This window comes from Methylibium petroleiphilum PM1 (genome assembly GCF_000015725.1).
GTDB classification, from domain to species: Bacteria; Pseudomonadota; Gammaproteobacteria; order Burkholderiales; family Burkholderiaceae_C; genus Methylibium; species Methylibium petroleiphilum.
This window is the reverse complement of the sequence record NC_008825.1, coordinates 2461190-2473398: the sequence shown is the minus strand read 5'-3', so window position 1 is coordinate 2473398 and position 12209 is coordinate 2461190. Positions and strand designations below refer to the sequence as shown.

Sequence of the window (12209 nt, the reverse complement as noted above, 5' to 3'; positions counted from 1 at the left end):
CATGGGCGAGCGGCGCAGTCATCCGAAGGGCAGCGGGACAGGCGAGTTGATCCTCGGCGGCCAGCGCAGCGGCAAGTCGCGCTGCGCCGAGTCGCGCGCGGCCGACTGGCTGGCGCTGCCCGGCCGCTCGGCCGTGCTGCTGGCTACCGCGCTGGCGGGCGACGACGAGATGCGCTCGCGCATTGCCCGACACCGACACGACCGCGCCGAGCGCGTGCCCGGTCTCGCGACCGACGAGGTGCCGCGCGAGCTGGCCGCTGCCGTGAGGCGCCACAGCGAGCCGGATCGGATGGTGCTGGTGGATTGCCTGAGCCTGTGGCTCACCAACCTGCGCATGCCGATGCAGGGCGCGGCCGTGACCGACGCCGAACTCGACCGCCACGTCGCCGACCTGTGCGAGGCGCTGCGATCGGCGCGCGGGCCGGTGGTGCTGGTGTCCAACGAGATCGGCCTCGGCCTGGCGCCGCTGGGCGCCGAGGCGCGCCGCTTCGTCGACGACCTCGGCCGCCTGCACCAGGCAGTGGCGGCGCAGTGCGCACGGGTCACGCTGATGGTCGCCGGCATCGAGCTGCCGGTGAGGCGGGCGGATCCGTGAGCCTGTCTTCGATGCTGCGGTGCTGCGTCCTCGTGCTGCTGGGGGCGCTGGGCCTGCACGTCGCTGCAGCGGCGCCCATCGAGCTGCGCGACGACCGCGGCGTGACGCTGACGCTGGCGGTGCCGCCGCAGCGCATCGTCACGCTGCTGCCCTCGCTGACCGAGAGCGTGTGCGCGCTCGGCGGTTGCGCGCGGCTGGTCGGCACGGACCGCTTCTCCAATTGGCCGGCCGGCGTCGGCACGTTGCCCAAGCTGGGAGGGCTGGAGGATGCACAGATCGAAGCCATCGTCGCGCTGAAGCCCGACGTGGTGCTGCTGGCCCTCTCCGATCGCGTGATCGAGCGGCTGGAAGCGTTGGGCCTCAAGCTGGTGGTGCTGGAGGCGCGCGACCATGCCGGCGTGCAGCGTGCGTTGCACGCCGTGGCGCGGCTGCTCGGCACGCCGGCCGCGGCCGCGCCGGTGTGGTTGACCATCGAGCGGCAGCTGGCCGACGCCGCCGCGCGGGTGCCGGCCACGCTGCGCGGCCGGCGCGTCTATTTCGAGGTCGATGCCACGCCCTATGCCGCCGGCAGTGGCTCCTTCATCGGCGAGACGCTGCTGCGGCTCGGGCTCGGCAACGTCGTGCCGCCGGCGCTGGGGCCGTTTCCGCGCCTCAACCCGGAGTACGTGCTGCGCGCGCAGCCCGACATCGTGATGGCGCTGCAGCGCAACCTGGCCGAGATGCCCGGACGTCCGGGCTGGGCCTCGCTGCAGGCGCTGCAGCGGCGACAGACCTGCGGCTTCGCGAGCGCGCCCTACGACGTGCTGGTGCGTCCCGGCCCGCGCATGGGAGAAGCGGCGCTGTTGCTGGCCGACTGCCTGGCCGCTTTGCCGGTGTCGGCCGCCAGTGCGAAGCCGGGGGCGGGGAGCCGATGACCCACGCCGAAATCGTCTCGCGTCGCCGCCATCTTGCGGTCGGGCTGGCGGTGCTGAGCTCGCTGCTGATCGTCGCCGGCCTGATGGCCGGCAGCGAGGGCTGGTCGGTTGGGTCGCTGTGGGGCCCGGATGCCGGCCTGATCGTCGGCGAGATCCGTGCGCCGCGCACGCTCGGTGCGTGGCTGGTCGGTGCGCTGCTCGGCCTGGCCGGCGCGGTGGCACAGGGCCTGTTCCGCAATCCGCTGGCCGATCCCTACCTGCTCGGCTCGGCCTCCGGGGCCTCGCTGTGCGTGGTGCTGGTGCTGGCCGGCAGCGCGCTTGCCGGCCACGGCGTCAGCCTCGCGGCGGCCGACCTGCTGGCGCGCGCCGGCCTGGTGCTGGCCGCCTTCGCCGGTGCGCTGGGCGGGGTGCTGCTGACGCTGCTGCTGTCGCGCGGCGCTCAGCACACGGTGCGACTGCTGTTGGCCGGCGTGGTGGTGGGTGTGGTGCTCGGCGCGTTCGGTGACCTGGCGACGATGGCGGCGCCCGAGGCCCTGCGCGGCAAGCAGGCCTTCATGCTCGGCAGCACCGGTTTCCTGGGCTGGACCAGTGTCGGCCTGCTGACCGTTGGCCTGGCGCTGACGCTGCCGCTGGCGTGGCGGCTGGCGCGCGTGCTGGACGCACTGACGTTGGGCATCGACAGCGCCGTGAGCCTGGGCCTCGCGCTGCCGACGCTGCGCATGGTGCTGGTGACGGTGCTGGCGTTGGCGACCGGGCTCGCGGTGTCGCAGGCCGGACTGGTGGCCTTTGTCGGCCTGGTGTCGCCGCACCTGGTGCGGCGCTTCGTGCCGGCGACGCAGAGCTTCACGCTGGTCGCCAGCGCCGCGGCCGGTGGCTGCCTGCTGCTCTCGGCCGACGTGCTGGCGCGCAGCCTGATCGCGCCGCAGGAGCTGCCGGTCGGTGTGCTGACCGCGGTGCTCGGCGGCGGCTACCTGCTGTGGCTGCTGCACCGCCGGGGGATGGCATGAACGCGCCGGTCGCGCCGCGCGAGACAGGCGGGCCGGGCCCGACCCTGCGCGCCGACGGCCTGCAGGTCGCGCTGGGCGACCACCCGGTGCTGCACGACCTGTCGCTGAGCCTGGAACCGGGCTGGACCGCCATCGTCGGCCCCAACGGAGCCGGAAAGTCCACGCTGCTGCGCACGCTGGCCGGGCTGCTGACGCCGGCGCGCGGCAGCGTGTGGCTGCAGCAGCGGCGGCTGGCCGAATGGCCGGCACGCGAGCGCGCACGGCGCATCGCCTGGCTGGCGCAGCAGGGCGACACCAGCGGCGACCTCACGGTGCGCGAGACGGTGCAGCTCGGCCGCCTGCCGCAGCTCGGCCTGTTCGCGTTGCCGGGGCCGGCCGACGAGGCCATCGTCGACGAGGCCATGGCCGCCACCGAGTGCAGTGCCTGGCAGCACGCCCGCCTGCACGAGCTGTCGGGCGGCGAGCGCCAGCGCGTGCTGCTGGCGCGCGCGCTGGCAGTGCGTGCGCCGGTGCTGCTGCTCGACGAGCCGACCACCCACCTCGACCCACCGCACCAGGTGGCGCTGGTCCGGCTCCTGCGCCGGCTGGCGCGCGGCCACACGGTGGTCAGCGTGCTGCACGACCTGCCGCTGGCACTGCAGGCCGACCGGCTGGTGGTGCTGCAGGCCGGGCGCCTGCGCGCCGAGGGCGAGCACGACGATCCGGCGCTGCACCACGCGCTGGTCGACGTGTTTGACGGCGCGCTGCGCATCGAGCCGCTGCCGAGCCCCGGCGGCGTGCAGCGCTACATCACCGTGCCCCACCTGCCTGCTGACGCGGCGCCCTGAGACGATGAACGGACGCACACGATCGCCCGCGCGGGCTGTCATGGTGCTCGGCACCACCAGCGGGGCCGGCAAGAGCTGGCTGGCGACGGCGCTGTGCCGCTGGTATGCGCGTCAGGGCCTGAAGGTCGCGCCCTTCAAGGCGCAGAACATGAGCAACAACGCGCGCGTGGTGCCGGGCAGCGGGGGCCGGCTCGGCGAGATCGGCAGCGCGCAGTACTTCCAGGCGCTGGCCGCCCGGGTGCTGCCCGACGTGCGCATGAATCCGGTGCTGCTGAAGCCCGAGAACGACACCGGCAGCCAGGTCGTCGTGCTGGGCGAGGTGCGTGCCGACCTCGCGGCCGTGCCGTGGCGCGAGCGCAGCGAGCGGCTGTGGCCGTTCGCGCAGGACGCGCTGCTGGCGCTGATGGCCGAGAACGACGTGGTGGTGATCGAGGGCGCCGGCTCGCCGGCCGAGATCAACCTGCACGCCAGCGACTACGTCAACATGCGCACCGCGCAGGCGGCGCGGGCCGCCTGCCTGCTGGTGAGCGACATCGACCGTGGCGGCGCGTTCGCCCACCTCTACGGCACGCACCAGCTGCTGCCGGCGGCGGAGCGCGCACTGCTGCGGGGCTATGTGCTGAACCGCTTCCGCGGCGACGCGCGGCTGCTCGAACCGGGACCGCAGCAGCTGCTGGCGCTGACCGGCGTGCCGACCCTCGCGGTGCTGCCGATGTGGCGCGGCCACGGACTGCCCGAGGAAGACGGCCTGCACGACGAGGGTCCCGGCTGGCAGCGCGGCGCCGGCAATGCCGCGGCCAGCCTGCGCATCGCCGTCGTGGCCTACCCGCGCATCAGCAACCTCGACGAGTTCCAGCCGCTGCGCCAGCTGCGCGGCGTGCAGCTGCGCTGGGCGCGCAGCGCGGAGGAGCTGGCGGGCGCCGACTGGATCGTGCTACCCGGCTCCAAGCACACCAGCGGCGACCTGGCCTGGCTGCGCGAGCAGCGCATCGACGCGGCGCTGGCGCGCCATGCCGCCGCGCGCCGCCCGGTGCTCGGGCTGTGCGGCGGCCTGCAGATGCTGGGCGAGGCGCTGGTCGACCCGCACGGCGTGGAGGGCGAGAACGGCGAGGGCAATGCGCCGGGGCTGGGCCTGCTGCCGCTGGTCACGGCCTTCGAGCCCGACAAGCTGCTGCGCCGCACCGACGCCTGCTTTGATGGTGTGGGAGACGAATGGAGCATGCTGCGCGGCGTGCAGTTCGGCGGCTACGAGATCCGCCACGGCCGCAGCGTGCAGCACCCGGCGCTGCCGGCGGCGGCGGTGGCGCTGCGCAATGCCGAGGGCGAAGCCATCGGCTGGCAGCAGGGCAGCGTGCTGGGCCTCTACGCGCACGGCCTGTTCGAATCGACCGAGGTGCTGCGCGCGCTGTTCGGTGCGCGCGTGCGCGGCCTCGAGTCGGTGTTCGACGGACTGGCCGATTTCATCGACCGGCATTTCGAGCCGGGCGCGCTGATGCGGCTGCTGGCCGACGCCGAACCCGGGAAGGATTGAGATGGACTGGACACCGCCGGCCGTCGCGCCCCGCGCTGACGCAGCGCTCACCGCTCGCCTGCGGCAGCGCATCGACCACCTGACCAAGCCGCTCGGCGCGCTGGGCCAGCTGGAAGCGCTGATGCTGCAGGCCGGCCTGCTGCAGGGCCGCGTGGACCCTCGGCTGGACGCACCGCAGGTGCTGGTGTTCGCGGCCGACCACGGCCTCGCGGCGCGCGGCGTGTCGGCCTATCCGAGCGACGTGACCGCGCAGATGGTCGAGAACTTCCTTGCCGGCGGCGCGGCGATCAGTGTGCTGGCGCGCCTGCACGGCCTGCCGCTGACGGTGGTGGACGCCGGCGTGCGCGGCGCGCGGGCGGTGCGGCCGGGTCTGATCGTGCGGCCGGTCGCGCCGGGCGGAACCGCCGATGCGTCGCTGGGCCCGGCGATGAGCCGGGCGCAGTGCGTGCAGGCGCTGGAACTCGGCCGCGAGGTCGTCGGCTCGGTGCCGGGCAACGCGCTGGTGCTGGGCGAGATGGGCATCGGCAACACCTCGGCCGCGGCGCTGCTGACGGCACACTTCACCGGCGCGCCGCTGGCCGCCTGCGTGGGCCGCGGCACCGGACTCGACGATGCGGGGTTGGCCCGCAAGCTCGAGGTTCTGGCGCAGGTGGCGCAGCGCCATGCGGGCGTCGCCACGCCGCTCGAGGCGCTGGCGGCCTTCGGCGGCTTCGAGATCGCCGCGCTGGCCGGTGCGATGTTGCAGGCCGCGCACGAGCGGCGGCTGATCGTCGTCGACGGCTTCATCGTCACCGCCGCGCTGCTGGTCGCGCACGCGCTGCGGCCAGCGGTGCTGGAGGCCTGCGTGTTCGCGCACTGCTCCGACGAGGCCGGCCACGCCCGCGCGCTGGCGCACCTGGGTGCGCGTCCGCTGCTGGCGCTGGACCTGCGGCTCGGCGAAGGCTCGGGCGCGGCGCTGGCCTGGCCGCTGGTGGTCGGCGCGGTGGCATTGCTCGACGGCATGGCCTCGTTCGACAGTGCCGGAATCAGCGGGCGCGATGCGAGCACCGCGACCGCATGAAGCCCATCAAGCCCCGCCTCGCCCACGAACTGCGCCTGCTGCTGCTGGCCTTGCAGTTCTTCACCCGCGTGCCCGTGACAGGCCGGCTCGCGGCGTGGATGGGCTGGGATGCGACGTGGCTGAACCAGAGTGCGCGCTACTTCCCGCTGGTCGGCGCCTTCGTCGGCGCCATCGCGGCGCTGGTGTTCGCCGCGGCGGCCATGCTGTGGCCGATGTCCGTGGCCGTGGGCCTGTCGATGGCTGCGACGATCCTGCTGACCGGCGCCTTCCACGAGGACGGCTTCGCCGACACCTGCGACGGCCTCGGCGGCAGCGCCGAGCGGGCCCGCGCGCTGGAGATCATGAAGGACTCGCGCATCGGTGCCTACGGCGCCATCGGCATCGTCGTGATGCTGGGGCTGAAGGCGCTGGCGCTGATGTCGCTGCCGCTGGGCTGGGCGCTCGCGGCGCTGTGCGTCGCGCACACGCTGTCGCGTGCCGTCGCGGTGAGCCTGAACTGCTGGTTGCCGTATGCCGGTGATCCCGCGCACGCCAAGGCCAAGCCGCTGGCGCAGCAGGTGTCGGTGGGCAGCTGGGGGGTGGCCTGCGTGTGGCCGCTGGCGTTGATCGCAATGTTCGCCGCAGCACGTCACGGCAGCGACTCGTTCGCGTTGCCGTCGCCGCAGGCCTGGGCGGCGGCGCTGGTCGCTGCCGCGATGACCGGGCTGGCCTGTGCGCGATGGTTCCGCCGTCGGCTGGGCGGCGTGACCGGCGACACGCTGGGGGCGTCGCAGCAGCTCAGCGAGCTGGCGGTCTACCTGGCCATGTTGGCGATGCTGGGGCGATGAGCGTCGATGCTGAGCGTCCGGCGCCGCTGATGCACGCCTGGCGCCACCCGGCGCCGAAGGGTGCCGCGGGCCGCTGCATCGGCGCCCGCACGGACCTGCCGGTCGATCGCCGCAAGGCCAAGCGGCTGGCGCACCGCATCCGCGCGATCGCGCGCCGCGAGGGTCTGCCGCGTGCGGTCGCGACCTCGCCGCTGGCACGTTGCCGCGACGTGGGCCGCTGGCTGCGGCGCTTCGGCTTCCGTCACGTGGTCGATGCGCAGCTCGCCGAGCTGGACTTCGGCCGCTGGGACGGGCGCTGCTGGGAGGCGATCGACGCGGCCGAGATCGCGGCCTGGTCGGCGGACCTTGTCGGTCATGCGCCGGGCGGCGGCGAGTCCGTGCGAGTGTTGCTGTCGAGGGTGCGGGCGGTGCACGCGCGGGCGCCCGCGGCGCTGCTGGTCACGCACGGGGGCTGGCTCTCCGCCGCGGTCTGGCTGGCGCTCGGTGAGGCGCACGCTCCGACGGCCGCCACGTGGCCGAAGGCGCCGGGCTACGGACGTCGGGTGATCCTGTGGCGTCTACAGGCCCCGGCGCTCCACCGCCCCTCGGATCGGTGACATCGGCACGTGCTCCCGTCGCACGAGCAGGTCCGACGCGGGCGTCCCGGCCGCCAGCCGCGCGAGCCAGTCGTCCGGGTCGAACTCGACGCCCAGCGGATTGGCGGCATACACCGGCCCGCGCATGAAGGCGTTGGCCTCTTGCTTCGAGGCGAAGGCCTCCACCTGGAACTCCATCTGGTTGCCGTCGGGGTCGGCGTAGTACATCGACACCGTCACGCCGTGGTGGACGCACCAGTAGGGCGTGATGCCCAGCGACTTGAGCTGCACGTAGTTCTGGAACAGGTCGTGCAGCGAGGCGTAGCCGTAGGCCACGTGATCGATGCCGATCAGGCCGGTCTTCTCGGTCTCGCCCTCGGGCTGCAGCAGTGCCAGATTGGCGAATGCGAAGCGGTGGTGCTCGTCGTCGTAGGTCAGGAAGGCCAGCGCCGGACTCTGCTGCTGGATCCGGGCGTCGAACACGACCCGGTACCACGCCAGCATCTCCTCGAAGCGGCGGGTCCGGTAGAGAACGTGCGCAAGCTTGCCGGGGCGGACGCGGGTCATGGCGATGAGCCTCCTTGCGGTCTCCGGCCAGGATGGTAGGACGGAACGAGGCCAGTCGCTCAGTCGAGTGCGACCACCCGGTCTCCCGGTCCGGGCTCGCAGGCCGCTCCGATGGGCTGCCAGCCGCGGCGAACGACGACCTGCCGTTCGTCGTGACAGAGCTCGATGCGCTCGGCCTCCGGCAGCCGCCTGTGCACGAAGGCCTCGATCGACGCCGGCATGCTGATGTGGAACTGCAGCGCATAGCGGTCCTCGGCGGGATGGTCGTCGAGGTGCACCCAGGGCACGAAGTGCGCGGCGAACATCAGCAGCTGCGAGCCAACCTGCAGCGGCGCCGGCGCGTAGCCCTGTTCGGCCAGCCAGGCCTGCGCGCGGGCGCGCGCCTCGGGGCTGCCGTCGCGCCCACGGTCCAGCGCGCCCCAGGCCGTGGCCAGCAGCTCCATCACCCACTGGTTGCAGTTCTGGTAGCGCAGGCCGTAGGGGTGCGCGTTGGCGCTGTAGCGCTCCGCCAGCAGGCGCAGCGCGAGCGCCTTGTCGAGCGCTGCGCGTTCCAGCGTTGCCGCCTCGGCCGGCGGCGGCAGCACGATGGACACATGGCCGATCGCCGGATCGTCGGTGCCGAACAGGAAGCCGGCGAGCCCCTGGTCGTAGAGCCGGGGCCGCGACTCATCGCAGGCGTAGTAGAGCTGGCGTACCGACCAGGGCCCGTTCTCGCTGGCTTGCAGACTGATGCCGGCATGCGAGTAACGCACGTCGAAGCGGCTCAGGTCCAGGCCCGACCGAGAGATCAGCGCCACCGTGCGGCCGGAGGTGTCGAGCTCCTGCCGCACCACGGCGGCGAAGCGCAGCAGCCGGTCCTGCTGCCGAGCGGTGAGCGAGGTGGGGCGGTCGCAGAAACGCGAGGCGTCTGACGGTGCCGCCAGCGCACAGCCGGCCGCCGCACCGGCCCATAGCCCGGCCGCCAGCGCCCGCGCGCGCCACCCGGCCGTCAAAGCGCCACGGCGTGCGGCGGCAGCTCGCGTTGCCAGTCGTCGCGCAACACCAGGAAGAAGGCTTCGCGTGTCTGCGCGAGCGCGAACTCCAGGCCGTAGGGGCGGTGGCGTGCGCTGAGCACGTCGCCGCGACCCAGGCGGTGCTGCGCGAGCGTCTGGCGCGGCACGTCGAGGAAGAAGGCGCGCGCGTCGTCGCGCGGCAGGGCCGCCTGCAGGGTGAGCCGCAGCAGGCCGGGGCGTTCGGGCAGCTCGGCGACCTCGAGGATGCGGTAGTCGCCCTCGGCCACCTCCTTGTCGCGCGACGAGCTGTTGCTCGAACCGTGCAGCGAGTCGGACACGCTGCCCGACGAGGCGGAGCCGGCGCTCGAGGCCGACGACGCGAAGCTTTCGGCGCGGCCGGCGGTCGCGGCGGCGGCCAGGCACAGCAGGGCGAGGCAGGCGCGCAGGGTCGGCGTGAAGGTCATCGAGGGCTCCGGTTGGAAGTGCGGCAGATGCTGTGGTGAGGGAGGATAGCCTGCAGACGCGGCCGGTCAGGGCCGGGGGGGCTTGGGCCGGAAGTCGCACACGTCCGCGACCGCGCAGTCCCAGCAGCGCGGCTTGCGCGCCTGGCACACGTAGCGGCCGTGCAGGATCAGCCAGTGGTGCGCGTCTTCCAGGTAGGCCGCGGGCACGCGCTGCAGCAGCTTCAGCTCCACCGCCAGCGGCGTCTTGCCCGGCGCCAGGCCGGTCCGGTTGCCGACCCGGAAGATGTGGGTGTCGACCGCCAGCGTCGGTTCGCCGAAGGCCACGTTCAGCACCACGTTGGCGGTCTTGCGGCCGACGCCGGGCAGGGCCTCCAGCGCCTCGCGCGAGCGCGGCACCCGGCCGCCGTGCCGCTCGATCAGCAGGCGGCAGGTCTCGAGCAGATGCTTCGCCTTGCTGCGGAACAGGCCGATGGTCTTGATGTGCTCGATGACGCCGTCGAGGCCGAGCGCCAGCATCCGCTGCGGCGACGGCGCCACCGCGAACAGCCGCCGAGTCGCCTTGTTCACGCTCACGTCGGTGGCCTGTGCCGACAGCAGCACGGCGGCCAGCAGCTCGAACACCGAGCTGTAGACCAGTTCGCTCGCCGGCTGCGGATTGGCCGCCTTCAGGGTGGCGAAGAAGGTCTCGACATCGGCAGGCTTCATGGCCGCGCATTCTGGCAGGGCCGGGGGCGGCGGCCGGGGGCTCACCTGTATGCATCGGCCGAGCGCCGGGCTGCCCCAAGCCGGCCGAGACCCCCGCGGGGGGTGGCCGCGGTACGCTGCGGCCGGGGGCTCACCTGTATTCATCGGCCGAGCGCCGGGCCGCCCCAAGCCGGCCGAGACTCCCGCGGGGGGTGGCCGCGGTACGCCGCGGCCGGGGGCTCACATCAACGCCGCGCGCGTGCGCGCGCCATCGCGGCTTCGATGACGGCGCGCTTGCGGGCGGTCTCGTCGGCGTTGCCGGGCTTCGTCTCGGTGTCCAGGTGGGCCAGCTTGTGCGCGGCCTTCGCGGCGAGCCGCTCGTCGTGCTCGCGCCGTCCCCGCTCGCGGCGCCGGGTGGTCGCGGTGTAGCGGGCGCGCGCCGCGTCGGCCTCGGCCGGTGACCAGGCGGCCCAGCCGGTGGTCTGCGTGGCGTCCTCCAGCGAGATGCAGTCGACCGGGCACACGGGGATGCACAGCTCGCAGCCGGTGCACTGCGATTCGACGACGGTGTGCATCTGCTTGGCCGCGCCGACGATGCAGTCCACCGGGCAGGCCTTGATGCACAGCGTGCAGCCGATGCACCAGGTCTCGTCGATCACGGCGAGCCGGCGAGGGCCCTCGCTGCCGTTGGCAGGGTTCAGCGGCAGCGCCGCGCGGCCGGTCAGCGCCGCGAGCCGGACGATGCCTTCCGCACCGCCCGGCGGGCACTGGTTGATGTCGGCGCGACCGGCGGCCACGGCCTCGGCATAGCGCCGGCAGTCGGGTTCGCCGCAGCGGGTGCACTGCGTCTGCGGCAGCGCGGCGTCGATCGCGTCGGCCAGCGCTGCCTGCCGCGCGTCCGGCGCGTCGGCGGGGCGCTGGAGCGCGTTCACTTGTGGTGCTTCGCGATGAAGTCGCGGATCTCGGGGTAGGCGAAGTCGCGCCAGCGACGGCCGGCGAAGATGCCGTAGTGGCCGGCGCCCTTGAGCTCGTAGTGGCGCTTGCGCGCCTTGGGGATGCCGGCGCACAGGTCCACCGCCGCGGCGGTCTGGCCGGCGCCCGAGATGTCGTCGAGCTCGCCTTCCACCGTCAGCAGCGCGGTGGTCTTGATGTCCTGCGGGCGCACCGGCTCGCCCGCGACGCGCCAGGTGCCGTTCACCAGCGCGAAGTCCTGGAACACGGTCTTGATGGTCTCGAGGTAGTAGTCGGCCGGCATGTCGAGCACGGCGTTGTACTCGTCGTAGAACTCGCGGTGGGCGTCGGCGCTGTCGTCGTCGCCTCGCACCAGGTCGAGGAAGTAGTCGTAGTGGGCCGTCATGTGGCGGTCCGGGTTCATCGCGACGAAGCCGCTGTGCTGCAGGAAGCCCGGGTAGACCAGCCGGCCCGCGCCCGGGTAGTTGGGCGGCACGCGGTAGATCACGTTGTGCTCGAACCACTCGATGCTCTTGTTCATCGCCAGGTTGTTCACCGCGGTCGGCGACTTGCGGGCGTCGATCCAGTCGGTGATGTAGACCTTGTGGTCCTTGAGCAGCGTGCGCACGGTGTCGCGCAGCAGCGTGGAGTGGTGGCCCGACAGCGGCGCCACGACCAGCACGCTCGGCTGGTCGCGCATCCGGGTCAGCAGTCGGGCGTCGTCGGTGTAGCGCTTGAAGCGCAGCAGCTTGCAGAAGGGCTTCTCGATCGCCACGTTCTCCTGCACCACCACGTCGATGCCGTCGACCTGGATGCTGGTGATGCCGAACTGCGGCTTCTCGTATTCCTTGGTCAGCCGGTGGATCAGGTCGAAACCGGCCGACAGCCGCTGGGCCCCGGGGCCCTGTGCGAAGGGGGAGAGCGGGTGGCTGTAGAGCTTGGACGAGGCGCTGGCGAACTCTGAGAACGGGCTGAGCAGCGCGCGCTGGGTCTCGTAGAGCTGATAGAGCATGGAATTCCCCGGAGGCGGATCGTTCGGCCCGCGGATGCCACCGAGCGGTCGCCGTTCGGCAGGCCGCAAACGTGCACCGTTGGTGCGCTGCAGCAGTGTAGGAGGAAAGCGCCCGACCGGTGCATGGAGGCCAACCCGCAGCTCGGTGGGGCCGAACTGCACCAAAGCGTGACAGTTTTGCGGTCGTTTCGGGTGCAGGGGCA

The 12209-nt window shown here is 73.1% G+C and carries 14 protein-coding genes; 8 read left to right on the top strand and 6 right to left on the bottom strand.

What is annotated here, in order from left to right; all coding sequences use genetic code 11:
* Nucleotide 1 precedes the first annotated feature (1 nt).
* The 8 genes from MPE_RS11650 to MPE_RS11615 are packed head-to-tail and all read left to right on the top strand — an operon-like array spanning nt 2 to nt 7357.
* On the top strand, nt 2–595 hold the full coding sequence (locus MPE_RS11650; RefSeq protein ID WP_011829901.1) for a bifunctional adenosylcobinamide kinase/adenosylcobinamide-phosphate guanylyltransferase: 594 nt from the start codon (nt 2–4) through the stop codon (nt 593–595).
* 11 nt (nt 596–606) lie between these two features.
* The gene (locus MPE_RS11645; RefSeq protein WP_011829900.1) at nt 607–1509 is read left to right on the top strand and encodes an ABC transporter substrate-binding protein; all 903 of its coding nucleotides are present in this window, start codon (nt 607–609) and stop codon (nt 1507–1509) included.
* Nucleotides 1506–2516 (top strand): FecCD family ABC transporter permease, encoded by a 1011-nt coding sequence (locus tag MPE_RS11640; protein WP_011829899.1) that lies wholly within the window; start codon nt 1506–1508, stop codon nt 2514–2516. Before MPE_RS11645 ends, MPE_RS11640 begins: the two co-directional genes overlap by 4 nt.
* A complete protein-coding gene (locus MPE_RS11635) occupies nt 2513–3343 on the top strand; it encodes an ABC transporter ATP-binding protein (protein ID WP_011829898.1) in 831 nt (276 codons plus the stop codon). The genes MPE_RS11640 and MPE_RS11635 overlap by 4 nt, the downstream gene beginning before the upstream one ends.
* Nucleotides 3344–3347: 4 nt before the next feature.
* Nucleotides 3348–4874 (top strand): cobyric acid synthase, encoded by a 1527-nt coding sequence (locus MPE_RS11630; protein WP_011829897.1) that lies wholly within the window; start codon nt 3348–3350, stop codon nt 4872–4874.
* Between the two features lies 1 nt (nt 4875).
* Nucleotides 4876–5934 (top strand): nicotinate-nucleotide--dimethylbenzimidazole phosphoribosyltransferase, encoded by a 1059-nt coding sequence (gene cobT / locus MPE_RS11625; RefSeq protein ID WP_011829896.1) that lies wholly within the window; start codon nt 4876–4878, stop codon nt 5932–5934.
* Entirely contained in the window at nt 5931–6761 is an 831-nt protein-coding gene (locus MPE_RS11620; RefSeq protein ID WP_011829895.1) for an adenosylcobinamide-GDP ribazoletransferase, read from the top strand. Before cobT ends, MPE_RS11620 begins: the two co-directional genes overlap by 4 nt.
* Nucleotides 6758–7357, top strand: coding sequence for a histidine phosphatase family protein (locus tag MPE_RS11615; protein WP_011829894.1), 600 nt, complete (start codon nt 6758–6760; stop codon nt 7355–7357). Before MPE_RS11620 ends, MPE_RS11615 begins: the two co-directional genes overlap by 4 nt.
* Here the strand turns inward: MPE_RS11615 and MPE_RS11610 are convergent.
* The 6 genes from MPE_RS11610 to MPE_RS11585 all read right to left on the bottom strand — a co-directional run bounded on the left by MPE_RS11610 (nt 7319) and on the right by MPE_RS11585 (nt 12006).
* Nucleotides 7319–7903, bottom strand: coding sequence for a VOC family protein (locus tag MPE_RS11610; protein ID WP_011829893.1), 585 nt, complete (start codon nt 7901–7903; stop codon nt 7319–7321). The two genes, MPE_RS11615 and MPE_RS11610, sit on opposite strands and share 39 nt — an antisense overlap.
* 59 nt (nt 7904–7962) lie before the next feature.
* Nucleotides 7963–8895, bottom strand: coding sequence for a DUF2145 domain-containing protein (locus MPE_RS11605; RefSeq protein WP_011829892.1), 933 nt, complete (start codon nt 8893–8895; stop codon nt 7963–7965).
* Complete coding sequence (locus MPE_RS11600) at nt 8892–9359, bottom strand: hypothetical protein (RefSeq protein WP_011829891.1); 468 nt, start codon at nt 9357–9359, stop codon at nt 8892–8894. Before MPE_RS11600 ends, MPE_RS11605 begins: the two co-directional genes overlap by 4 nt.
* A 66-nt stretch (nt 9360–9425) precedes the next feature.
* The gene (nth, locus tag MPE_RS11595; protein ID WP_011829890.1) at nt 9426–10064 is read right to left on the bottom strand and encodes an endonuclease III; all 639 of its coding nucleotides are present in this window, start codon (nt 10062–10064) and stop codon (nt 9426–9428) included.
* A 224-nt stretch (nt 10065–10288) separates the two neighbouring features.
* Nucleotides 10289–10975: an electron transport complex subunit RsxB gene (rsxB, locus tag MPE_RS11590; RefSeq protein WP_011829889.1), complete on the bottom strand. Its 687-nt coding sequence runs from the start codon at nt 10973–10975 to the stop codon at nt 10289–10291.
* On the bottom strand, nt 10972–12006 hold the full coding sequence (locus MPE_RS11585; RefSeq protein ID WP_011829888.1) for a polyhydroxyalkanoate depolymerase: 1035 nt from the start codon (nt 12004–12006) through the stop codon (nt 10972–10974). The genes rsxB and MPE_RS11585 overlap by 4 nt, the downstream gene beginning before the upstream one ends.
* Nucleotides 12007–12209: the final 203 nt, after the last annotated feature.